Origin of the sequence: Leptolyngbya cf. ectocarpi LEGE 11479, from assembly GCF_015207065.1 — a bacterium.
GTDB classification, from domain to species: domain Bacteria; phylum Cyanobacteriota; class Cyanobacteriia; order Phormidesmidales; family Phormidesmidaceae; genus Leptothoe; species Leptothoe ectocarpi.
The window spans coordinates 1-23,987 of sequence record NZ_JADEXP010000056.1 but is presented as its reverse complement, the minus strand read 5'-3'; the positions used below and the strand labels follow the sequence as shown (position 1 = coordinate 23,987).

The following is a 23,987-nucleotide window of genomic DNA, read 5'->3' as shown; positions in this document are numbered from 1 at the left end:
GCACACCGAAACTCAGAGAAATAGGGACCATAACCGGAACTCACATCAACAGGGTCGTTTCTATCTTCATTAACCTTATGTCCTTTATTTCTGTATAAATTGATGCCGTTTGAATTTGGAATTGCTGATTCCCAAAGGCACACGCATCGTTGATTTGGGTAAGCATCCTAAGCCAGACCTTGTGATCGAAATTTCTGATACAACCCTGGCTGATGATAAAGGCGAAAAACGTCTCCAGTATGAAGCGCTACGCATTTCTGAGTATTGGATTTGGGATGTTAAAAGTGTCCAGCTAATTGCGTTTACCATCGCTCCAGACGGCAGCAGCAAACGTGTTGATATATCCAAAGTGTTACCAAATCTCAGCCTGAGTCTAATTGAAGAAGCTCTGCGTCGTAGTGAAGTGAGCGATCAGTCGGCTATCGGCTCATGGTTTATGGAACAGATTCGTTAAAGATAGTCGTAGGGATGATGCCTTGTTCTTTTCCTGTGAGGCAATATCTGTAGGTTGGGTTGCCCCCCTGTCGCCACATTACCAATCTCTTTCAGCCCCATGAAACCCAACAAATCCAACCAATATTTACCATGTCCCGTATCCGTGTGATTGTGTTACGGCGAGGATGTAAAAATGTGGGGTTTGTTGGGTTGGAGAGGGTATTCCTGTTGGCAATGGTTTTACAGGGGGGGTAACCCAACCTACGATGGTGTTTTTCCGGTAGAGGTTGATTTACTCTACCCGAACACGTTTGGTCAAAATGGCCATCAACTCGTTGGGCCGACCGGTAGGTAGGGGTTTACTCCAGTCGTTGGGTTCGGCGTAGTTGAGTTTGTGCAACAGGCTAATGGTGTCGCGGATGGCGGTGAGGCTGCCAAAGAGGGTATGGCGAATATTTTCGTATTGGGGGGCTTGCGGAGTGGCATGGGAAGGTGTGGACGGAGGGGTGCCGTCCGGGGTGAAATTTTGAAACATGGTGATCTGGTCTCCGTTGTAATGGATAGCCTTGGCTGCGGGGCAGCAAGGCGAGGAAACCAGAACCCGAGTGAGCCTTAGCCTAACCGAGGAATGATGTGCAATACAGTCAGGCGAAGGGGTAAACTCACCCTAAGCCTCGGGATTGCTACGGAATCTCCGGGGTCAGTCATCGGTACGGTGTTATCAGCACCTGCCGATGGCGCATAAAGCAAACTGAGTTCTGGGAAATCGGTTAAAAGTCTAACCTAGAAATCAGAATACGGCGAAATGTTGTTGAGGTCAAGAGAGTTTTTGAAATCACACCGTGACGATTTAATTTCCACAAGTAATATCAATAAAAATTGATGTGAGAGGCTATTCGTCCTTTAATGGTGGAATTCCACAAAGTGCACGGTCTTCATCACTATATTCAATGTTGTCAACGAGATAAGTACCAAGATGATCACAAGCACTGGCAAAGAGTTCGTCTATCCTATCTATGGTATACACAGGCCATAGCTTTACTATGCCAGTTGCTTCCATTTTCCCCCCCTGGGATGTTGCCGCAATATACTGCCAATTATTTTGAATATCTCCAACACCCTCATGATGAGCAATTTGATTCCCATCTAGGAGCCACCATAGACGAGTCGTTCCATCCGACCCACGAGTTGCAACTTGTTTGCCATCTGGGCTAAATGAGACTTTTGAGATAGAGCCTTCGTGCCCTTCCATTGCAGCCATTTCCTTACCGCTTAAATCCCATAGGCGAACTGTTCCATCTGATCCACGAGTCACAATTTGTGCTTCATCTGGAGGGCTGAACAACACTTGTGAGACAGGTCCTTCATGTCCTTTCATTACGGTCACTTTCCCATTGTCTATGTCCCACACACGAGCCGTGTGATCTGAGCCACTAGTTGCGATCAGGCTCCCATCTAAGCTGAACAGCATATCTAAGATAAGGCCTTCATGCTCCTCCATTACAGCCACTTCCTCACCGTTTAGATCCCACAAACGGACTATTCCTCCCGCTCCGCTCGTCGCAATGAGCTTCCCATTTGGGCTGAAGGATATTTGTGTGATAATCTTCTCATGACCTTCCCAGTTAGCTACTTCCTCACCGTTTAGATCCCATAGGCGTACTGTCCCGTTATCCCCGCTCGTCGCAATGAGCTTCCCATTTGGGCTAAAAGATAGTTGCCTAACATTACCTTCATATCCTTCCAAAGTGGTCACTCTCTCATCGCTTAAATTCCACAGGCGTACGCTCCCCTCCGTCCCAATAGTCACAATTAGAAAATCATTTTTTGGATTGAATAAAATATGCTTAACACCCCCTGCATGTCCTCTTAGATCTATCCCCAACCGCTCTCCATTGAGATCCCACAGACGTGCAACGCCATCCGATTCACGAGTTGCAATCATCGTCCCTTCAGGACTGAACAGCACTTCCTCAACACTTGCTCCATTCTTACCCATCACAGCTAACTCATTCCCTTGCAAATCCCAAAGGCGTGCGATGTCATGCTCTGCACAAGTCACAATCTTTTCCCCATCCGGACTAAAGATAACTTGTGAGATGCTACTTCTGTGAGCCATCCATTGTGTTTCATAGACTTGATTCAGTCCGGTTTGTAAGCCAAACAAAGTACCAGTTGGCAAGTAATCTAGGCCCCATGTCTTGGTGAGAATATCATGCGCTTTTTTGGAGGCTTCAAATGCTCTAAAAAGTACTTTTTCATCTTTCAAATCTGATTTTTGCGAGTCGGCTATCCATCTTTTCTCTAAATTTGCAATTTCTCTTAATCCTTCAAAAGTATGGACTCGATAAATGGTAAGGCCAACTGTCACTAAAATTACTACGGCTGAAGCTGCTGTTGTTAAAGATAATTTTCGTCGTGCTTGTCGATGCTTGTTCTCTATTTCTCGAAGCTCTATTTGAATACGCTTAGACTTTTCTTGTGCATCTTTATTAGTAAAAAGTAAGTCTTTATTCTCTCCTTCTAAATGTACTCGCTGACTTCTCTCTTTCTTCCATTTTTCTTCCAGATCCTCAACTATTTTTTCTAGCTGAGGTGCCTGTTGAACTCGAATAACACCTGCCAAGTAATCGTGCACAAGCTGATATCTATCATCCGGTTGGTCTGGTAAGTGTAAGACAATTCCTGAACCACAAAGAATTTGTAACACGAGATCTAGTTGCACCACCCTCTTGCTAGTGTTTGGAGCTATTGTGCTAATCCTAAGTCCCTCTAGCTCTCGAACAAGATCCGGTCGTGTCTTCAGTGGTCGAGTCCCTCGTTCGTCTGTTAACAAGTACAGAACTAGCTGTGCCAGTTGTCGGTTTTCCTCCCCACAATCTTCCACTACATCATCTAAATATCGCTGTACCAGTGTTTCTTTGGGCTGCTTTCCTAGCTTATGGTACTTCTCCAGTGTCTTGATGCCTTCTGTCTGCAATTGTGCCCCTACAACCTGCATCTCAATTGGTCGTACTTCGCCTAACGGTCTTGCCAGATCTACCACCACAGCTTCTATGAGCTCCGGCTCCAAATACATTCGCTCCCCAGAGGCCAGATTTTCAATAATTGCTTTCGCATCCTCTCGGTTAAAATTTCCAATCTCGTATAAGACTTGTTTTCCTAAGATATCCTCAAACTGGGCTCGTGCCATCGATCCTTCAGGCAACTGCGCATGTCGCACCAGCTGACGAGCTTCTAGTAAATAATGTAGGTAATCCTCTCGCATCGAAAACAAAATTTTCAGCGCGCCAGATAATTCTAAACAGTAAGCAATAAATCCTAAAAAATCTTGTCGATCCGCCGGATTCGGATTCGCAAAGAAAAACTCTTCAAACTGATCAAATAACAACACAGGTCTTAAAGTGTTATCTTCGCAAACCCGTCGTAACACATCAGGCAAATTACCACCTAATCTCATCCCATCAAAGTTTCCACCTGGAAGATGTAAAGGTTCTAAGGCTTTGATTAAGGACTTTTTCAAGGTCTGTCGCCAGTTCGTATACTTCCGCATCATAACTGGCACATTTCGTCGATTTTCTAATGTACTAGACTGTAGCGCAGGCAGTAGTCCTCCATTTATCAAAGAACTTTTTCCAACTCCAGACTTTCCATGAAGTACCAACAGCTTGTGAGTTCTTCCTGCAATTCGACCCAACAAAGCCGTCAGATCCCGCTTTCGTCCCGACGCCTCAATCTCCGGCGCAATCTTCTCCAGAGTCTCTCGCTCGGACCGCACCGTCATCCGCTGCTCAGTCCGCTGCGATCGTAACCGCCCCGCCCCAATAAACGCTCGCAGCCCATACTGTTTCTCCACCGCCAGCCGCTCTTGTTTGACCTTAAACGCATCCAAATACCGCCTCTGTTCCCGCAATTGCTGTTGTAGCTGTGTCAATATATTGCTGTATAGCGTCGGGTGCTCCATCACCCCCATTTCCTGAGCCGCTTTCAAATGAGCAATAGAAGACTCCTGTTTCCCTAACTGATAGTCCGCCTCTGCCAAACGCGCCAGATACAGCATGCGCCACCAGCTGTCCTGCCGCTCTAAAGTGTCCAATGCCAACTGCGCTAGCTCGGCCCCCCGCTGCCACTGCCTCCGCTGCATGGCAACATCTGCCAAAAATCCATAATTCTCCGCCTGTTTCTTCAGGTTTGGATATCGCTGCCGCAGTTTCACAGCCTTCTGCGCCACAGTCTCCAGCTCATCCCACTGTTGCAATCGATGCAGCACCCGCTCCAGCTGATTGATGCACTTACACACTAGATCAGGTCGTTCTGCCCGCTCAAAAACCTCCACACAGTCCCGTAAAGGCGGTAGCGCACTCTCCCAGTCCGCCGCACTCTGGTACTTGATACTATCGACCGCATAATATCGAGCCCGTCCCAGGTAAAACAGCGACAGCCCGTATTTCAACGGGTCGTGCGTCTGCCAATAGCTAGCACTTTGCTCAAATAGCTCAGCGGCTGCTTCATTCAGCACATTTAACCCTTGGGCAAAGGCCACACTGGCTTGCAACTCTGGCCCCAGCTCTACCCCTTGCGCCCGCAGCGCATCTAGTGCCAACCCCAGTTCATCACTTTGCAAATAACCAAAACCCACCTGCGCCAACCGCCGATTAAACGACTCCGGTGTCTCCGGCTCCAAGAGGGTGGCAAACAACTGCCCACTGGCCTGCCGTAAGCACTCGGTCAGCGCCTCCCCTGACAGGGCAAACTCAATCGTCTCCCCACCCGCAATGCTCTCAAAATCATTGGCAAACTGCGACAGCAGCCGATAGCCCCCATCCGTAAACCACAGCACCAACGGAAACGGAAACTCCCGCCGAAACTCTTCCCGTCGCTTGTTTAGCTCCACCAAAAACGTTTCTAGCGAGCCTAGCTGCTCTGTGCCCAGCACCAGCACTGCCCCTGGCTGGCGGCCCTGCATCATCTGCAGCTGAGCATACAGGTTGGTGTCATCAGTCCCTAACCGCAGCACCTGCACCGGTCCCTGCAGTTCCTCCTGCGCCAGCCGCTGCCCCAGCTGCTCCACCATCTCATCCCGCAGACGACCATAGTTACACCGCGCCAACAGCAGCGTAATCGTATCCGCCCCCTGGCCAAACACAATCGCACTGGCCAGCTCCTCCAGCGCCGCTTCGTTCTGCGCCGAGTTCCCAGCAAACTCAAAACTATCAGTCGGAGGAACAGTACTCATCAGCTCATGTGCGATTAATGGTACAACCCGGTTACCAGATGCGTGGGGTAAAGTCTGGTGTATTACTAATGGATACACTATCTCCCGATTGCTGAATCAAGAATAGCCCCTGATTGTATGCATAGGTATCGACATCTTTATCAATTTCGATGGCGGCCACTGCACCATAAAGTCGGTAGTTAGCGTAGTGGGGAAACGCTAGCTTGAACTGCTCCAAACTACGTAAAACCTGACGGATGCTGTCTTGGGTCAGCCGCGATTTTACTTCGATGACCACAGCGACATCATCGTCCACCACCAAAATGTCGATTTCTAAATTGCGCTTATCTCGGGCAGAGCGGACTTGCTGGTAGACTTCCTGTACCGCCATACCCTGCTCTTGAAATAGCCGTAAAGCAGCCGGGGCGACAATGTTTTCTACAAACCGTCCCCAGCGACTGCTAAGACTGTTGACGGCCCGGTTAGCCTGGGCCGCAATAGCTTCTGACTTAGCCAACCGCTTGTCAGCCTCGGTCATTCGCTGCTCAAACGCAGCGTTCGACTCAGCCGCAAGCCGACCAGCCTCGGCCATTCGCCGCTCAAACGCAGCGTTCGACTCAGCCGCAAGCCGATCGGCCTCGGCCATCCGCTGGTCAAACGCAGCGTTCGACTCAGCCGCAAGCCGATCGGCCTTAGCCATCCGCTGGTCAAACGCAGCTTTAGATTCGGCTGCACGGCGATCGGCTTCGGCAAAGCGTCGGTCGGCTTCTTTCTGGGATCTTTGAAATAGAGCGTAGATGTCGTCGAGGGTAACCGGATCGGGCATAGCAGCTTCAATAAAAACCTTTGGTTGATCTAATTTTATCCTGAGAATTATGGATTCCGGTGGGGTGTGCTTTTGGGGGGTATCCCTTCGTATTTATGGATTGGTGGGCGGTGCCCACCCTACGATTCTTTCAATTCTTCGGCTTCTAGCAAAATGGGGTTGACATCAAACCACGATTCTCCCTGGTCGCGATACTCAAACACCAGCCGACTGTGGATTAACCGCTGATAATCATCATCCCCACCGACTTTTTTACGCTGCTGCCGCACCTGGCGCAACAGTGTCCACTCATCTGCCGATAGCTGTAGGGTCATCTCATTCCGCCGGGCTCGGATTACTTCTTCCAACTTTTCCTGCTTAAGCGGAAAAGTACGACCCTTGCGCACCCAGCCATTGAGCAACCGCAGTAGGTCTCGCACATGGCCGCCGCTGACCATACACAGCCGATCTAAAGACTCCGGCTGGTCAAATAACTGTGGCACCTGGGCTAACTGGTCTACCTCTGTCTGACCGGGCATCGCCCGTGCAAGCACCAGCTGCCGCAATAGCCGCATCCCCTCGTCACAGGGTTGCCCATTGCGTAGTTTCACGGGCACCATAGGCAGCACCTTGGGGTCATCTGTATACCGCGCCGTCAGCAGTCCATATTCGCTAGAGAACTTGAGCGCCAGGGGAATGGTGTAGACCTTATGACAGAGCAGCCTTTGTAAACACTCGTGCTGATCAATAAATAGATATTCCTGCTGCGAGCGACCAAAGGCTTTGGGGCGGTTGTCAATCCGGTCCAGATTGTCCACAATCACCACCAGTCCTTTTTTACCCCGCTGTTTGAGCTGTTCAATGGCAGGTTTGAGTAACTCTTCGTTAATCGCCTCCACCAGCTGGTTTTTCTGGGGTCCTAAAAACTGATTCAATCGATCCCGCAAGGTGGCATCATTCTTAGCCCTCGCCGTGATTTTACCAATGCCCGCCGCCAGGGAAAATTCGCCCTCTAGCTCAATCTCGGTCATCAATACCTTGGCGGCCTTTTGCAGTAACCCCCGCAGGCCCTTCGCCTCACCAATGTCGATGTCTTCTAAACTCTGACTAATGCGGCGGGCGATGGCCAGCAGCACATCTCCAATATCCACATCGGCCATTTCCAAGTCTTCGGTGGACTCGAAATACACCACATGGAACCCTTCTGCTTCTAGCTCTACCCGCAGTTTTAGCAGCTCCGTTGATTTGCCACAGCCAATGTGACCGGTAAACAGAGTACAGGTAGGGTTTTCTGGTTCATAAAAGGTGATCAGGTCTTTGATTTCGGTAATAATCTGCTCGCCGCGTACCTCAGAGAAGTCGATATAGAGCTTTCGGTCGTTCTCGTTTTGCGGATCGAGGGTGCGAGCCGGGTTGGTGGTTTGAAAAAACTGACGAACATCTAGCACAGGCTTATCAAAAGACGAGGGCAACGCTGATCGGGCTTCCCTATAGCTTCAGTCATCTATATCGGGCTCCCAGGGGATGGCCTAACATCGTAATAGTGCTTAATAAAGGAGGCTAGAGAGGCTAGCAGCGATTCTCTCTGACGTATGCCTCATGATCAGACCAGTAGTCCATAATAAAATCCATAGCATCCAGGGCCCTCAGCCATGACCACAGCACCGTTACATATTCCCCAGTCAGATCCGCCCCGCCCCGCGTCGGAAATACTGCCGACCATGTACGATCTGCCCAGTGAAAACCCCGAGGAACCCGGTTTGCCTGACGAATTTCATGACCATCAGCCTGAACTGCTAAGCATCACATTAAAGCTGACCGACTATAGCGCTGATAACTATTTCACAGGCAAGGATCTCAATCTGTACTACGATGTCCGCCACCCTAACTGGTACAAGCGACCAGATTGGTTTTTATCGGTAGGTGTACCGCGCCTTTATGAAAATAAAGATATGCGTCTGAGCTACGTGGTCTGGCAAGAAGGCGTTAACCCTTATGTAGTTGTCGAGCTGCTCTCCCCAGGCACGCGCAGGGAAGACTTAGGAGAAGTGCAGACGCAACCAGGTTCTCCGCCAGCCAAGTGGACCGTGTATGAACAGATTTTACGGGTGCCTTATTACATCGTGTTTGATCGCTACACCGATAACTTTCGGGCCTTTAAACTGAATGCCGGTAGCTATGAATCCTTATCTCTGCCGGAAGGTCGTCTGTGGTTACCAGAACTAAATGTTGGTTTGGGCCTATGGCAGGGGTGCTATAAGCAGGTAGAACGACTGTGGTTACGCTGGTATGACGAGACAGGTGTTTTGCTACCAACACCTGCCGAACGAGCCGATACTGCAGAATCAGAGTTAGCCAGACTCAAGAGTCTACTACAGTCTAAGGGCATTGATCCGGCTGGGCTCTCATGAATGGAAAGAGAGATTGAATACAGATCTGAAGTGTTTTGCCAGTCTGCTATCAAAAACACCCGTAGGCTCATCGCAAACAGCGACAAACTTACGGGCGTAAACCGTTTGTAAGATAATCAATGCTGCTTAGAAATTTTAGAAATTACCAATCAGGATTACAGCTGTAAATAGACAAAACATAGCCACACCCAGAGTCCAAATCACTTCATAGGGCGCATGGTTTTCAGCTTCTAAATACTCATTGATCTGCCGATCATGCTCTTCAGGCTTCCAAATCATTGATTTCATTGTATCCTCCTGGGCGATTAGCCCATTATTCTTCTGGAGTGGATACTTATAAGTGTAGTCAAGTTGGTATTGGAAACAACATTGTATGGAAAAATCTTCACTCTCATTGCCAAAAGTTGATAATCTTTTAAATAACTGCAGAGTTTCTATACGAAGGTCACAACAAACTATAAAGATTTAAACCATAAAAATATCTCCGCTGATTGTGTTTAGAGAAGACTTGTATGGGCGTAATATGACGGCAAATGGTTGCTCTGTAGGGCGGTTAGGAATGATTGATCAGTGCGACTGCTGTAAATAGGCAAAGCATGACGATACCCAACGCCCAGATCAATTCATACAGTGCGTAGTTGGTGTTGTCTGGGTAGATACGGGTTTGGCGACTCTGTTTGTGGTCTGGCAGTAATGTCATTGGTCTTATACAGTTACTTAGGGTGGGTTCAGCCAACTAGTTTAGACAGGTGTTTTTGGAGATCGTTGCCCATTCCAAAAAACTTTACTTTTCCTGCCTAAAATCAATAATCTTTCAATGGATGTTGGAAAACTTCATGGTTCTTGATCATTGGGTGATGCCAGGTCCCGTATCTTGGATTGAGACGGTTGCCCAATTGTTTTCTTTGATGGCAGACGCTCCATAGAGGCTGTGTGAAAATCAGCGCATTTCCATAAAAATTCGTTTAGGATAGCGGGTATTGTGCTGTTCTGTGTCAATGGTTTTAGACCTGCCCCGCTTTTATCGTGCTGCTAATCCTAGTCGGCCCCTGCGACTGGTTCAGGACAATGACCGGCAGTATTACATCGATTTTTCGTCGGTGCGGGGAGGAGACATTGTCCGGGAGCTGGAGCGGACCATTGCTCTGTTATCGCCGGATGAGGCGACAACTCAGTTGTTTACGGGCAATATTGGCTGTGGTAAGTCTACTGAGCTGCTGCGTCTAAAGGCGAAGTTAGAGCAGCAGGGGTTCCATGTGGTGTATTTCGAGTCGGATCGCGATTTGGAAATGGCTGATGTGGATATTAGCGATATTTTGCTGATGATTGCCCATCAGGTGGTCGAAAGCCTGGAAAATGACGGTATTAGGCTCAAGCCGTCGGCCCTGGTCAATTTATTTCGGAATTTGGCGGAAACGCTCCAGACGCCGATGGAAATTGCCGATGTGAGTTTCTCTGTGGGGATTGCGGCGTTGACGGCTCGGGCTAAAGAAAGTCCGGAGATGCGCAGCCGTATGCGTCAGTATTTGGAACCCCGCACTAAAAATATTATTGATGCGATTAATGAGGAACTGCTGGAGGCTGCGATCGCAACTCTGCGTTCCCAAGGAAAAAAAGGTCTCGTCGTCATTGTCGATAACCTCGACCGTATTGACCCCGTAGAGCGAGCCAACGGTCGCACCCAGTCGGAATATCTCTTTATCGACCGAGGAGAACAGCTCAAACGCCTCAACTGCCATGTGGTCTACACCATTCCCCTGGCCCTGGTATTTTCTGACGATCTTCCTCGACTGTCCAATCGGTTCGGCGTATCCCCAAAAGTATTGCCCATGGTCCCTGTGGCCCAGCGCGATGGCACAATCTCACAGCCGGGGCTGGCATTACTCCAGCAGATGGTTCTAGCGCGGGCCTTTCCCAATAAAAACTACAATGAGCGTATCGACCACATTGGCGATGTGTTTGAAACTATGGAGGTGCTCAATCGTCTCTGTCGCCTCAGCGGCGGCCATATGCGCAACCTGATGCGCTTGCTCTATGGCTGTCTCCAAAAGGGCGATCCGCCGCTCCAGTCCACCGTTCTTGAAGCCGTTATCCGAGACGAACGCGATTCTCTCATGGCCCTAATTGATGAAGGTGAATGGCAGATGATGTTTAAGGCGATCAGCACTCCGGATACCCAGGGTAACGAAGCCTATGGCCTGTTGTTGCGCAGTTTGTTTCTCTATGAGTACCGAGACCACAGCGGCCGCTGGTTTGACCTCAATCCAGTTTTGAAAGAAACCAATCGTTTTAAGCATTGGCTCGCTGAGCAGTAAACGCACGCATGTACCAGGCTGACCTTCCTAATATTGTCACCCACAATCAGACGGCCCTAAACAACCTGCAGCGGGCGCTCACCCTGGGCAAGGGACAGTTTTCATTAATCTTGGTGCGGGCCAACTACCAACGTCTCACTCAGTTACTGCTCAAAGAACTGAGGCAACAGCAATCATTCCATACGGTGGAGCTGTCGGCCCACACCCGTTCGCTGCCTGAGGCGATTGCTAGCAGCCAAGTCGAGCCCCCAGCCGCTGTAATGGTGACTGGATTTGACCAGGTAGCCGCTTTAGAGAGGATGTTCAAAGCGGCTAATGTGGGTCGCAATGCGCTGCTGACAAAATTTCCCTATCCGGTGGTGCTGTGGATGACTGACACCGTTCTCCACAGTTTGACGCTGCACGCCGCCGATCTCAAAAGTTTTGCGGCGGTGCCGATTCAGGTGGACTATCCGATCCAGTCGCTGATTGAGGCGCTGCATCGCTCAGCGGCGGAGCTGTTTACCTATATTTTGGATAACCATGATTCCCATTTTCTGGACTATGCAGCCCCCCAACTGCCCAGTTTGAGTAACCAGCTCAAGATTCTGACAGAGCAGGAATTACCGTTTGCGATCGCAGACCTCACCCACCACCGCGCCCAACTAGACGGTGCCCTACAAGCCAGCCTCAATTTTCTCCAGGGTCGCGAAGCCCACACCCCCGGTCGATTAAAAGTGGCCAGGGACTACTATGAAAAGAGTCTAGACTACTGGCTACAGACCGATAAAACGGTCGAAGATACCCGCGACCAGCAGGCTGTCTTATTGTTACATTTGGGGCTATGGTGGCAAACCCATGCCGAACTACAGCGCTCCACCTATCTCGCCTCTTGCCGCCAGGCCCGACGTTTTTATGAGCGGTTTATCGAGGTGCTGCGGCAGCGTCGCGATGGCGCGTCAGGTCGCATGGCCACCTTTATCCATGTTCTCGCCGAAATCCTACAAAAACTAGAAGACTGGGATGCCCTGGCAAGAATAGCCCATGAAGGACTCGAACTTCACCAGGGAGACCCCGTGCGGCTAGCCCGAGACTATGGCTATCTAGCAGAGACTGCCCTGGCCAACGAAGCCTGGCCCCAGGCGCAACATAGCGCAACAGTGGCCCTAAATCTATTAGCCCAGGCCGTCCGTAGCACCCAATCAGGTGGAACCACCATTGCAGATACCTTTGAGGTAACCGATTATGTCTCTCCCCAGGCCGTCAGACTGGCGCTACGTTACCACCAGAGTCGCTATTACTTTCTTCGCGGTCAAGCCCTACTGCATCAAGGAGACGATACGCTGCTAGACGATGCCCTCCACGACTTAGAAAATGCTCGTCAAAAAACCAATCCAAACCACAATTTTCATTTATATCGCGATATCCTAAGTGTTCTCCAGGATCTATACTTTGCCAAACGCCTCTATCTAGAAGCGTTTGGCATCAAACAAGAACAACGCAAAATAGAAAATCAGATGGGCCTGCGGGCGTTCATCGGCTCTAGTCCTATTCAGCCCCATCGTTCACCAGCGGCCACCAATGAGGTTTCCTCGGTGGAAATGTTGGCTTCGGATCGTCAGCAAGCGATCGAGCATCTGGTCAACCGTCTGATGCAGCCCCAGCATACGTTAGTGATTCTCCATGGAGAGTCGGGGGTGGGCAAAAGCTCTCTTCTGAGCGGCGGTCTGGTTCCGGCCCTCAAATTGGCCACCGCTGAAGGGCGTACCACACTACCTTTGCTAGTGCGCAGTTACCACACCTGGGAGATAGCGATTCTGCAAGCATTGCAGAAGGTTACCTTTTCCCAACCAGCGGCTCCCCCTAATTTTAATGTCTCCTTTCCAATTACGGGAGACAGTTTACTGGCTCACCTGCGTCAGCATGCCCAGGATTACTATCAACAAGTTGTTATTATCTTTGATCAGTTTGAAGAATTCTTTTTTGAAAGTCCTAGTACTCAGCAGCGACGCTCCCTCTATCTTTTTTTGCGAGACTGTCTAAATAGTCCCTATCTCAAGATTGTTCTGGCCCTTAGAGATGACTATCTCCATTATTTACTAGAGTGGGAACGTCTTGCTGACCTCGACATTGATATCCTCAGTAAAGACGTTCGATACTACCTGGGCAACTTTACTCCACAGGAATGCGAAGCTGTTATCCGCCAGCTGACAGACAATGCCCAATTCTATCTAGAAGAAGCGTTGATTACGGCGCTTGTCGAGGATTTAACCGCAAACGATGCCGAAGTCCGTCCCATTGAGCTGCAGGTGGTGGGGGCCGAACTCCAGCGAGAGAAGATTACAACACTGCGACGCTACGAACAGCTGGGCGACGACCCGATTCAGGTTTTGGTTCGCAATTTCTTAAATCGGGTGGTGCGAGACTGTGGCCCTGAGAATGGTGCCCTGGCCCGTACGATTCTCTATCTACTGAGTGATGAGAGTACCACCCGGCCCCTTAAAACCCGAGCCGAACTAGAAGAGTCTCTAGAATCCTTGGATACCCTGGTTGATCCCGAACAGCTTAATCTTGTTCTAAAAATTCTCGCAGCGTCAGGTCTGCTCTTTGAGAATCCAGAGGTGGGGGGCAGTGTGCGCTATCAGCTGGCCCATGACTACCTGGCGGACCTGGTCAAACAACAGGATATGCCAGGATTAATGACCGTACTCCAGGCAGAGCGCCGCCGTCGCAAACAAACCCAAACTCAGCTGCGCACCGCCCTCCAAGAACAAGCGCTGGCGCTGGCTCAAGCAACCGAAGAACGCTATCGGGCAGAAACCGCAGAGATGCAGGCTCTGGCCTCCGTTTCCCAAGCCCTACTGCTCTCCCACGATGGCTTAGGGGCCTTGTTAGAGGCCCTTAAAGGTGCCCAGCAAAGCCAGCTCACCCCCATCTCAACCTACCTGGAAAACCAAATTTTGTTTCGTCTGTGGCAGGCATTGCACACGGTGCGAGAAAAAAACCGTGTACGGGCAGACTGGGTGCTGTCAGTCTGCTTTAGCCCCAATGGCCAATTTCTGGCCTCGTCCAGTGATGATGGCATCGTCAGATTGTGGAATACTCGCGGCAAGCTGTTGCAGGTATTCACGGGACACCAGGGAAGTGTCTTAGATGTGGCCTTTAGTCACGATAGTCAGCTGATGGGGGCAGCGGGGGATGACTTTACGGTCAGACTCTGGAATTTATCTGGCCAGTGTGTGCATATTCTCAGCGGTCACACAGGGGCCGTGAATAGTCTGGCTTTTAGCCCCACTAGTAAGCTGCTGGCATCGGCTAGCAAGGACCATACGGTCAGACTCTGGACCCACGATGGTCAATGGTTACACACCCTGGAAGGTCATCTCGACTGGGTGCGCTCGGTGGCCTTTAGTGCCGACGGTCAGCACCTGGTGTCTGCAGCAGAAGACGGTACCCTTTGCCTGTGGAATACAGCCGGTGAACTCCTCCAGGTGATGAGCAGCCATGCAGGCTGGGTGCTGCAGGCGGTGTTTAGCCCCGACGGTCAATACATTGTCTCCGGTGGTGACGATCATCTGATCAAACTGTGGACCTTAGAGGGAGAGCTGGTGGCCTATTTTGACGGGCATCAGAACTGGGTGAGGGAACTGTGTTTTAGTCCCGATGGCACGCGCTTAATGTCAGCCAGCGACGACCAAAACATTCATGTGTGGGATCTCACGGGCAAACTGTTGGACACATTTAAAGGACACCGCAGCACGGTGCTCAGCCTGGATATTAGCCCCCAAGGCACCCAGCTAATTTCGGCCAGCGATGATAATACTATTCGGCTCTGGCAGCTAAAGACGCCAGAGATACCGAAACTCAGCGGCCACCACGGCATTGTGTGGGATGTGTGCTGGCAGCCTAACCGTTCGCGGCTGGTATCTGCCGGGGCAGACCAAACCCTCAGGCTATGGTCTGCCACCCCTGGAGCCCCGCGACTGTTACAAACAATTCACGCCCACGACAGCAGCATCTACAGCGTTGACTACAGACCTGATGGCCAGGTGATGGCTTCGGCCAGTGCCGACCAAACGGTCAAGCTGTGGACTGCAGATGGTCGGCTGTTACACACATTTCAGGGACATCACAATGCGGTGTGGTCGGTAAAATTTAGCCCCGATGGCACCTATTTGGCCTCGGCGGGGAGCGATCGCAACATTCGGCTCTGGCATACCGATGGCACCCCCCTGGGGCAGCTGCGCGGCCATGAAGGCACCGTCTGGACCGTGGCCTTTAGCCCCGACGGCAGCCATCTGGTTTCCGGCAGCGAAGACGGCACCCTGCGGCAGTGGTCCCTAGCCGGTATTGCCACTGGCGATATTGACTTTTCCCGCCAGGCTGGAGCCATTTTTCAGGGCCATACCGGCAGTGTTTGGGCCGTGGCTGTGTCCCCCGACAGTCAGACCATTGCTTCCGCCGGTAGCGACAACACCGTTCGTCTCTGGCAGCAGGGCACCCTGGCTCACACCCTGCGAGGTCACCACGACTGGGTTCGCAGCGTTTCCTTTGGTCTAGCGGGCAATGTGGTGGCCTCGGCCAGCGATGACGGCACCATTCAGTTTTGGCACACCTCAGGTCAGCTGCTCCATACCCTCACCGGTCACCGAGGCATTATCTGGCAAGCCTCCTTTGACAGCACCGGGGAGCGTCTCGTCTCAGCCGGGGCCGACGGCCATCTGCGTCTTTGGAATTTAAACATGGCCGAACTCATGCAGCAGGGCTGTCAGTGGCTGGCGGATTATCTGGCCCACGGAGATCTCAGCGATGCGGATCGGCTAGTTTGTGAAGATTATTGGGAGTGATGTTAATGCCTCTGATGTCGCGGGTTTCGACTCCGCTCAACCCGCTAAATTTTGAGATGCCTAGAAAATTTGAGGACTGAGCGGAGTCGATGTCCGGTCATCCATTGCTGAGGCTGAAATTAAGGATTGCCATCAAACGGACTAATCAATGCTCAGATAAAGATACCCTTTGAGCGAGGTAAGCATGACGCAGGTGTGGGGTGCGCTACTGATTTTTGTGGTTTGTCCGCTGCTGGGCGGTCTGCCGCTGACGGGATGGTGGGTACAGCTAGCCACAGGCAAACGACTGGCGCAAATCGGTACGGGTAATGTGGGTGTGTCGGCGGCGTTCTACCACGGTGGGACGGCGGTGGGTTTGGGTGGTGTATTTTTAGAAGCCTTTAAGGGAATTGGGGCCGTGCTGTTGGCCCGACACTTTTTCCCGACAGACCCGATTTGGCCGGTGGTGGCGCTGATGGCCCTGGTGATGGGGCGCTACTGGCTGAGCCGGGGGGCCGGGGTCACCAACGTTAGCTGGGGCTTTTTGGCCTATGACCCGCTGGTGGCGGTGCTGGGCTGGCTGCTCAGTTTGATTGCGTTTACGGTGCTACGAGAGCGCAAACAAGGACGCCTCTTTGCCCTGGTGCTGTTGCCGGTGCTGACCGGCATGATCCATAACGACGGCGCACGACTGGTGGCGGTAGCCTGTTTAATGAGTTTGATTGGTTGGATTTATCAGAAGCTGCCGGATGATTTGGAGCTGCCCACCCAGGGGACGCGCACAGAATCTCGGCGGCTATTTCGCTTTTTTCGAGGAGAGTCGGCTTTGCAAGCATTAGATCAGGTGTTGGACCCGGCGGTGGTGGGCAATAAGGCCGCTACGCTGTCACAGCTCAAGGCGTGGGGCTATCCGGTGCCCATGGGCTATATCCTGCGGGCCGGAGATGACCCGGCGGCGCTGTTGGGGCTGGCCGAACCCTCACCGCAGCAGCCTCTGGTGGTCCGGTCCTCAGCGGTGGGCGAAGACGGTCTGGGGGCATCGGCAGCGGGGCAGTATGTGTCGGTGACGGATGTGGTTGACCAAGAGGGATTGAATGGCGCGATCGCAACCTGTTTCCAAGCCTATAACCGTCCCAGCGCTGCGAAATATCGTCAGGATCAGGGTTTGTCCGAAGCCGCCATGAATGTCCTGGTGCAGCAGCAAATTCAGGGTGTAATTTCCGGGGTGGCCTTTAGCCGCGACCCCATTGCCCGCTGTGGTCATAACGTGGTGATCGAAGCGCTGCCGGGGCCAGCCAGCCAGGTTGTGTCGGGGCAAATCACACCCCGGCGATACCATGTGGCCATTACCTCCGAGGATATGAATCCCGGTGACGATTGGCAATTGTCCGATGCGGTTGATTTGCCGATAGAATCCGATGGCGAAGATTCGGGTGTATCGGACGAATCGAATGAATCGGGCGAATTGGATGTGGGAGCGTTTCATGGAACGCCCCTACGGGATTACCCCATTCCATCCCGCCTCATCCAACAAATTGCCTATCTCACCCGTCACCTCGAATGCCGGTTTGGCGATATCCCCCAAGACGTGGAATGGACCTACGACGGTGAACAAATCTGGGTGTTGCAAAGCCGCCCAATCACGACGCTGGTGCCCCTATGGACGCGAAAAATAGCCGCTGAGGTGATTCCCGGTGTGATTCGGCCCCTCACCTGGTCCATCAATCAACCCCTGACCTGCGGCGTGTGGGGAGATTTATTTACCATCGTTCTCGGCCAACGGGCAGTGGGGTTAGACTTCTCCCAAACGGCGATGCTGCATCGTGCCCACGCCTACTTTAATGCCACTCTGCTGGGGGATATTTTCCTTCGTATGGGACTGCCCGCCGAGAGTTTAGAGTTTCTCACCCGAGGGGCCAAGTTTAGCCGTCCGCCCATAGTGTCTACTCTGCGTAATGTACCAGGCCTAGTGAAGCTAGCGAAAAGAGAATGGCACTTAACCAAACGCTTTGCTCGAGATAACCAAGAGCATTTTCAGCCAGGTTTGGACTCTCTGCGATCGCCCTACACCCTCTCTCCTGAGGATATAAAACAACAGATAGAAACGATCTTAGCCCTATTAGAAAAAGCGACTTTCTATAATATTCTCGGTCCCCTCAGCTTTGCCCTGCGTAAGGCGATACTCAAGGTGGATAGCGCCCAGCTCAACTATCGTACTAATCCTGAGATTGCCGCCGTTGAAGCGATCAAGGATATTGCCCGGTGGCAGGCGTTTCTCTTGGATCAGTTGGAAACCGTCCCGACGGATAATGAAGACCTGTTTGAGGCCCTAGCCCAGCTGCCCGAAAGCGACCAGCTATTTGACCAGTTGGATGGATTTCTGGCCACCTATGGCTATTTGAGTGAAGTGGCAACCGATATCTCGGTACCGACCTGGCGAGAGCAGCCAGCCCCGGTCCGAACCCTGTTGGCTACGTTCTTGAGGCAGTCGCCTGCGGCCGTCCCTAACGGCCCCACCAACGGCTCGACTAATGGTTCGAGCAACGGTTCCGTCGGCTCCACCAAAACAGACTGGAAACAGCGTCAGGTCCAAACTCGGTTGGATCTCAAGGGCCAGGTGGCTGAGGTTTATAATCGACTGCTGGCAGAACTCAGAACGTGTTTTCTAGCCTTAGAACGTCACTACATTGGCAACAGTAGTCTGCAGCAGGCCGGGGATATCTTTTTTCTCACCTGGCCTGAAATCAAAACCTGGGGAATGTCGTCTGCGCTAGCGACGCGCGATGTGCAAACCAGCCCGGCGGACGGCATTACCACCCGCCGTCAGCAATATCAGGCGGATCAAAACTGGACACCGCCCTATTTGGTCTACGGCAAAGATCCGCTGGCGTTGTCCATCGCCCCTAGGACACCTCGGCAAACTGGACGATTGCTCACAGGAATTGGGGCAAGTCCAGGCACTCTAGAAGGCGAAGTTCAGGTGCTTACCACACTGGACACCACTGTGCCCATCAACCAAAATACTATTTTGGTCGTACCGTACACCGATGCGGGCTGGGCACCGCTACTGGCAAACTTAGGAGGCTTGATTGCTGAGGTAGGGGGGCAACTTTCCCATGGAGCAATTGTGGCTCGAGAATATGGGATTCCGGCAGTGATGGATGTGGCTGATGTCACTCAACGACTGCGTACGGGCCAGCGCGTACGTATTGATGGTCAGCAAGGCACCGTTGAAATCCTATAGGTTGTCTATGGCACTATAAAACACTGCTGCTGGGCGGTGGCTGTCACGCTTAATTCCCTGTTATGACTGTGTTCCAAGTTCCTCGGCTAGAAAATACGTTTAGCGGTGCCCAAGGGCTATCGCTGTTTTACCAGGCGTGGTATCCCCCCGGTGTGGCGAAGGCGGTGGTGGCGTTGGTGCACGGGTTTGGGGAGCATTGCGATCGCTACTCCACCGTCACCACTGCCCTCACCCAGGCGGGCTATGCGGTGTTTGGGTTTGACAACCAGGGCCACGGTCGGTCTGAAGGGCAGCGGGGTCACATCAACCGCTGGCAGGATTATCGAGATAATGTCAGTGCTTTCCTGGCCCAGGTACGGCACCATGAGCCCAGCCTGCCGTTGTTTGTGCTGGGTCACAGTTTGGGTGGGCTAATTGTTTTAGATTTTGTGCTGGCGTCACCTCGAGGGCTGGCGGGGATTATCATCAGCGGACCGCCGATTCGACCCACTGGGATTGCTAAGCCTTATTTGGTTGCGATTGCACGGGTGCTATCGGGCATCTGGCCCCGGTTTTCCATGGATGTGGGGGCAGGGGCAGAAACGCTGTCCCGCGATCCGGCGGTGGTGAATCAGACCCAGGATGATCCGCTCACACATTCGATGGCGACGGTGCGGTGGGGGACGGAATGTTTGGTTGCGATCGCAAATGTCCGGCAAAATATTCACCAGCTGCAGGTGCCTATTTTGCTGGTTCACGGCAGTGCCGACCAAGTTAACGACGTCAAAGGCAGTCAAGAAATCTTCGAGCGCATCACGTCAGATAAAACCCTTAAGATCTACCCTGGTAGCTATCACGAGCCTCACAATGATCTGGACCGCAATCAGGTCATGAATGATCTTGTGCAATGGCTCAACCAGCATCTTGCCCGCTAGATTTATCTAAAAACTCTTCCCCCTATGCCCCTCACCTGCCAACAACTTCTCACTCAATACCCCACCGAGTGGCAAGCCGCCACTGTTCATCCATTTCTAGCCCAGTGTCAGCAGGGCACTATCCAACCGCAACAGTTCAATACCTGGCTAGTGCAGGACTATCACTTTGTCGTTGAGTTCACCCGCTTCGCCGCTAGTTTGATCCAGTCAGCTCCGGTCGATCATCTCGATCTTCTCCTTGGTGGCACCGGCTTTCTCAAAGATGAACTGAACTGGTTTCAGGCAAAGGCTACCGAACGGCAGCTAAGTTTGGAGCAACCGCTGCAGCCTACTTGCGAGACCTATTGTCAATTTATGGCGGACCTGGCTCAGCAGCCGTATGCGGTCAGGGCCACCGGATTTTGGGCGATTGAGCTGGCCTACAATCAGGGGTGGCAGGTGCACAGCCCCATGCCCGAGCCCTATGCTGAATTTGCCGATCGCTGGGGCAATGCCGAGTTTACAACCTATGTAGAGCTTTTGGCTCAGCAGGCGGACAGTGCTCTACACGATGTAGACGACACTATCCAGGCTGCAGCCGAAAAAGCCTTTCTCACCGTAGCCGCCCTCGAAAAAGACTTCTGGCAAATGGCCTACGGAGATATCGTTAACTAACCTATAACCTAGATTTTCCATGGGTTCTACCCTTGATGTTATCTGGGTAATTCTCTGTGCCATTCTGGTTAGCACCATGCAGGCAGGATTTTGCTGTTTAGAAAGTGGGTTAGTCCGCGCCAAAAACAGTATTAATGTTGCCATTAAGAACCTGGTTGACTTTTGTATTGCTTCCTTGCTCTTTTCTCTGATCGGCTTTCAGCTGATGTTTGGAGCGACGGCCTGGGGCTTGATTGGCACTCAGTTACCCACCGCGGCTAGCTGGTCAGCGGGCGACTACACTTTTTTTCTATTTGAGCTGACGTTTTGCGGTACGGCCACCACCATTGTGTCTGGTGCTGTGGCTGAGCGGATGAGCTTTTTAGGATACTTTTTTACCGCTGTGATTCTATCGTCCCTGATCTATCCAGTGGTGGGACATTGGGTGTGGGGTGGCATTTGGTTTGATACCCCCTCGGGCTGGTTACGACAGCTGCAGTTTCATGACTTTGCCGGGGCGACGGTGGTGCATGCTGTGGGGGGCTGGATGGCATTTGCGGCTATTTTAATCCTGGGACCACGGCTAGGGCGCTTTAGCCCCAAACCCCGTCCCATTGATGGCCATAATCTACCAACGGCTGTTTTGGGGGTATTTTTGCTGTGGTTTGGTTGGTTTGGCTTTAGTGGTGGCAGTACGTTAGGCTTTAGCGATCAGGTGCCTAAGATTTTGGTCAATACGGCCCAGGGTGGGGCTGCCGGGGGGCTGACTGCATTGGCAACAACTTGGGCTCTGCATAAACGTCCCAGGGTGCCATTGATTATGAATGGGGTGGTGGGTGGTTTAGTCTCTATTACGGCTGGGTGTGATATTCTGTTGCCCCTGGGGGCCGTGTGTGCTGGTGGGGTGGGTGGATTGTTGTGTACGCTCTCTGCGGGTTGGCTGAGTCGGCGGTACATTGATGATGCGGTGGGTGTTGTTCCTGCTCATCTGGTGTGTGGTATCTGGGGCACCCTGGCTGTCGCCCTATTTGGGGATCCTCATCTGTGGGCACCGGGCTATGGTTTCTGGCAACGGCTAGGGCTGCAAAGCTTGGGGGTTACTGTTGTTGGGCTCTATGCATTTACCATGAGCTACGGGCTGCTCATGCTGGTAAATCGGTTATCACCGCTGCGGGTGACATCGGACAAAGAATATATTGGCTTGAATATTTCTGAGCATGGGGCCAGTACAGCTACCCAAGAGCTGATTACCAGCATGAATAATCATTCACTGCGCGGAGATTTTACCCAGCCGGTAGCGGTTGAGTTTGGTACTGATGTGGCTCCCATTGCCAATCATTACAACCAGGTTTTGGCGAAAATGCACCGGATTCAGATAGCGCTCAATACTAGCCAGGAGCGTTTGCTGACTATTCTCAATTCGCCTGCTTTTCCGGTTGTGATTAGCGAGCCCGATTCAGGTATCATCCAGTTTCTAAATGAACGCTCTGCTGAGCTATTTGGATTTACGCTACCCGAAACTGGGCGCTATCGAGAGCCTGACTTTTGGCATGATTTGACTACACGGGATATGTTTTTGCAACAGGTCAATGATCAAAAGCGGGTTAACGGTTTTGAAGCCTGTCTTTCTAAGGTGGATGGTGCTACGACCTTTTGGTCACTGATTTCTGGTTTAGAGATGACCTATGATGGCCAAGCCTGTGTGTTGTTTTCATTTAGTGACATTTCCGATCAGATTGAGCGAGAGAGTGCTCTGCGCCGTCTAGCCAGTACCGATTCGCTGACGGGGGTGTACAATCGCCGGGCATTTTTAGAGCAGGCGAATAAAACGCTGTCCTTGGCTATGTGTAAAGGCTGGCAGGTGGTAATTTTGATGCTGGATATTGATCATTTCAAACAGATCAACGATCAGTTTGGTCATGCAAGGGGAGACTTGGTGATTCAATCGGTTGCCCAAGCCTGTACGGCGGTGTTACGGGAGCATAGTTTAGTGGGACGGTTTGGTGGGGAGGAGTTTGTTATGTTGCTGAGTGATACGAGTTTGGATATTGCTCAGGCTGTGGCTGAGGGGGTGCGATCGCAAATCCAACATCTCCAGATCGTCGAGGGGCTTCAGGTAACAGTTAGCATTGGCATTGCTGCCATACAGCCAAATGAAACACTTGAGACTACGCTAAAACAAGCGGATAAAGCCCTCTATCTCGCTAAATCAAGAGGGCGAAATCGTGTAGAACTTGGTTAAATCATTGGCCATCAACCCGCCCAGAATCGTTAATCTGAGCGGGTTGTCTTTTACCTATCGGCTACCGCCACCGGGGGTGCGGATAACGGCTGTACCGAGGGGAACTTCAGCACCCAGGTTGGGATAGGTGCCATAAACTCGGTAGGGTACGTCGATACCGGCGTTGATGGTGCCGCGTACGCGAGAGTTTTTCATGACGATCCGGATGGTTTCGTCGGTGGGGACAGGTTCTGCAAAGGTCAGGGTAAATTCTTCGAAGCCATAGTTGACAGAGGGTTCAACGGCTTTGTCGCCGACAAAGATTTCGAGACCATCAAGTTCGTGGAAGGTGATGCACTGGACGCGAACGCGCTGCAGCGAATCTCCCTCAACGGAGACTTCGAAGTAGTGGTCTTGGCCACCACGGAGGATGCCTGCCTCGGATACGGTTGCGGCTGTAAATGTTGCCTGAGCAGCGGGAACTGCTGCTACAGCTAAAGTGGATGTCATCGCCAGGGCTGCTAATCCATTGAGTAGGAATTTTTTCACGGGTTACTCCTTTCGGATTTAGGTTTTAGAAAACACGTCAGTGCTTCTACGCAGAACAATAGCGAGTTTGCTCAGCAGAAGTTTGAGGAGGCGCTGAGAAGTGGATAAGTGGGGTGGAAGAATCTGCTGATTGCTTCTAGGGGAACTTTGGGATGGATTTTATGGCAGATTTAAGTGGGGTTCAGGTCAGTGACTAGACCAATTGAGTTCGGCTTCTTGGCACAGAAGAATAATCAAGAAGAAACGTGCAGGCGCCCCATAGCTCACGTTGGCTGAGCGGAGTCGAAGCCAACACTATCTCCTTCGACTCCGCTCAGGAGACGCTTATCCTATTTTTGTCGTTTTTCAATCTCGCTCATAGGCAACAGCAAAGTATCTTCAATCTCTTGACGGGTGGGTTTGGTGACATAGCAATCGCTGTTAAGACAATCGACCAAGAG

Annotated in this window: 16 protein-coding genes; 8 read left to right on the top strand and 8 right to left on the bottom strand. The window is 51.7% G+C overall.

Features of this window, described 5'->3' with window-relative positions; translation table 11 throughout:
- Nucleotides 1-121 precede the first annotated feature (121 nt).
- A complete protein-coding gene (locus IQ260_RS08820) occupies nucleotides 122-454 on the top strand; it encodes a Uma2 family endonuclease (protein ID WP_228015742.1) in 333 nt (110 codons plus the stop codon).
- Between the two features lie 273 nt (nucleotides 455-727).
- On the opposite strand, the gene IQ260_RS08815 is transcribed toward IQ260_RS08820, so the two are convergent.
- The 4 genes from IQ260_RS08815 to IQ260_RS08800 all read right to left on the bottom strand — a co-directional run bounded on the left by IQ260_RS08815 (nucleotide 728) and on the right by IQ260_RS08800 (nucleotide 7,927).
- Nucleotides 728-970 (bottom strand): hypothetical protein, encoded by a 243-nt coding sequence (locus IQ260_RS08815; RefSeq protein ID WP_193992729.1) that lies wholly within the window; start codon nucleotides 968-970, stop codon nucleotides 728-730.
- A 357-nt stretch (nucleotides 971-1,327) separates the two neighbouring features.
- The gene (locus IQ260_RS08810; protein WP_193992728.1) at nucleotides 1,328-5,671 is read right to left on the bottom strand and encodes a WD40 repeat domain-containing protein; all 4,344 of its coding nucleotides are present in this window, start codon (nucleotides 5,669-5,671) and stop codon (nucleotides 1,328-1,330) included.
- Nucleotides 5,672-5,702: 31 nt separating this feature from the next.
- A complete protein-coding gene (locus IQ260_RS08805; protein ID WP_193992727.1) occupies nucleotides 5,703-6,476 on the bottom strand; it encodes a DUF3782 domain-containing protein in 774 nt (257 codons plus the stop codon).
- 119 nt (nucleotides 6,477-6,595) lie between these two features.
- A complete protein-coding gene (locus tag IQ260_RS08800; protein ID WP_228015740.1) occupies nucleotides 6,596-7,927 on the bottom strand; it encodes an ATP-binding protein in 1,332 nt (443 codons plus the stop codon).
- Nucleotides 7,928-8,107: 180 nt separating this feature from the next.
- Between IQ260_RS08800 and IQ260_RS08795 the strand changes: the two genes are divergently transcribed.
- Complete coding sequence (locus IQ260_RS08795; protein ID WP_228015739.1) at nucleotides 8,108-8,866, top strand: Uma2 family endonuclease; 759 nt, start codon at nucleotides 8,108-8,110, stop codon at nucleotides 8,864-8,866.
- 135 nt (nucleotides 8,867-9,001) lie between these two features.
- Here IQ260_RS08795 and IQ260_RS08790 read toward each other — a convergent pair whose 3' ends face one another.
- The gene (locus tag IQ260_RS08790; protein WP_193992733.1) at nucleotides 9,002-9,154 is read right to left on the bottom strand and encodes a hypothetical protein; all 153 of its coding nucleotides are present in this window, start codon (nucleotides 9,152-9,154) and stop codon (nucleotides 9,002-9,004) included.
- A gap of 265 nt (nucleotides 9,155-9,419) precedes the next feature.
- Entirely contained in the window at nucleotides 9,420-9,566 is a 147-nt protein-coding gene (locus IQ260_RS08785; protein ID WP_193992726.1) for a hypothetical protein, read from the bottom strand.
- Nucleotides 9,567-9,864: 298 nt separating this feature from the next.
- Here IQ260_RS08785 and IQ260_RS08780 point away from each other — a divergent pair, with 298 nt between their 5' ends.
- The 6 genes from IQ260_RS08780 to amt all read left to right on the top strand — a co-directional run bounded on the left by IQ260_RS08780 (nucleotide 9,865) and on the right by amt (nucleotide 23,019).
- Complete coding sequence (locus tag IQ260_RS08780; protein ID WP_193992730.1) at nucleotides 9,865-11,181, top strand: P-loop NTPase fold protein; 1,317 nt, start codon at nucleotides 9,865-9,867, stop codon at nucleotides 11,179-11,181.
- 8 nt (nucleotides 11,182-11,189) lie between these two features.
- Nucleotides 11,190-16,007, top strand: a complete 4,818-nt coding sequence (locus IQ260_RS08775; RefSeq protein ID WP_193992725.1) for an nSTAND1 domain-containing NTPase — start codon at nucleotides 11,190-11,192, stop codon at nucleotides 16,005-16,007.
- A 184-nt stretch (nucleotides 16,008-16,191) separates the two neighbouring features.
- Nucleotides 16,192-19,230 (top strand): glycerol-3-phosphate acyltransferase, encoded by a 3,039-nt coding sequence (locus tag IQ260_RS08770; protein WP_193992724.1) that lies wholly within the window; start codon nucleotides 16,192-16,194, stop codon nucleotides 19,228-19,230.
- Nucleotides 19,231-19,292: 62 nt separating this feature from the next.
- A complete protein-coding gene (locus tag IQ260_RS08765; protein ID WP_193992723.1) occupies nucleotides 19,293-20,144 on the top strand; it encodes an alpha/beta hydrolase in 852 nt (283 codons plus the stop codon).
- Nucleotides 20,145-20,168: 24 nt separating this feature from the next.
- Nucleotides 20,169-20,798 (top strand): thiaminase II/PqqC family protein, encoded by a 630-nt coding sequence (locus IQ260_RS08760; protein WP_193992722.1) that lies wholly within the window; start codon nucleotides 20,169-20,171, stop codon nucleotides 20,796-20,798.
- 19 nt (nucleotides 20,799-20,817) lie between these two features.
- The gene (gene amt, locus IQ260_RS08755) at nucleotides 20,818-23,019 is read left to right on the top strand and encodes an ammonium transporter (protein WP_193992721.1); all 2,202 of its coding nucleotides are present in this window, start codon (nucleotides 20,818-20,820) and stop codon (nucleotides 23,017-23,019) included.
- Nucleotides 23,020-23,073: 54 nt separating this feature from the next.
- On the opposite strand, the gene IQ260_RS08750 is transcribed toward amt, so the two are convergent.
- Nucleotides 23,074-23,547 carry a hypothetical protein gene (locus IQ260_RS08750; RefSeq protein WP_193992720.1) on the bottom strand — a complete coding sequence of 158 codons (474 nt, stop codon included), beginning with the start codon at nucleotides 23,545-23,547 and terminating at the stop codon, nucleotides 23,074-23,076.
- 329 nt (nucleotides 23,548-23,876) lie between these two features.
- Nucleotides 23,877-23,984, bottom strand: a complete 108-nt coding sequence (locus IQ260_RS31850) for an NACHT C-terminal helical domain 2-containing protein (protein WP_407657729.1) — start codon at nucleotides 23,982-23,984, stop codon at nucleotides 23,877-23,879.
- Between the last annotated feature and the right edge of the window lie 3 nt (nucleotides 23,985-23,987).

Coding starts and splice junctions, on each gene's coding strand:
- IQ260_RS08815 (WP_193992729.1), bottom strand. CDS start 970: ATGTTTCAAAATTTCACCCCGGACGGCACCCCTCCGTCCACACCTTCC.
- IQ260_RS08785 (WP_193992726.1), bottom strand. CDS start 9,566: ATGACATTACTGCCAGACCACAAACAGAGTCGCCAAACCCGTATCTAC.
- IQ260_RS08805 (WP_193992727.1), bottom strand. CDS start 6,476: ATGCCCGATCCGGTTACCCTCGACGACATCTACGCTCTATTTCAAAGA.
- IQ260_RS08760 (WP_193992722.1), top strand. CDS start 20,169: ATGCCCCTCACCTGCCAACAACTTCTCACTCAATACCCCACCGAGTGG.
- IQ260_RS08790 (WP_193992733.1), bottom strand. CDS start 9,154: ATGAAATCAATGATTTGGAAGCCTGAAGAGCATGATCGGCAGATCAAT.
- IQ260_RS08770 (WP_193992724.1), top strand. CDS start 16,192: ATGACGCAGGTGTGGGGTGCGCTACTGATTTTTGTGGTTTGTCCGCTG.
- IQ260_RS08780 (WP_193992730.1), top strand. CDS start 9,865: ATGGTTTTAGACCTGCCCCGCTTTTATCGTGCTGCTAATCCTAGTCGG.
- amt (WP_193992721.1), top strand. CDS start 20,818: ATGGGTTCTACCCTTGATGTTATCTGGGTAATTCTCTGTGCCATTCTG.
- IQ260_RS08765 (WP_193992723.1), top strand. CDS start 19,293: ATGACTGTGTTCCAAGTTCCTCGGCTAGAAAATACGTTTAGCGGTGCC.
- IQ260_RS08795 (WP_228015739.1), top strand. CDS start 8,108: ATGACCACAGCACCGTTACATATTCCCCAGTCAGATCCGCCCCGCCCC.
- IQ260_RS08775 (WP_193992725.1), top strand. CDS start 11,190: ATGTACCAGGCTGACCTTCCTAATATTGTCACCCACAATCAGACGGCC.
- IQ260_RS08810 (WP_193992728.1), bottom strand. CDS start 5,671: ATGAGTACTGTTCCTCCGACTGATAGTTTTGAGTTTGCTGGGAACTCG.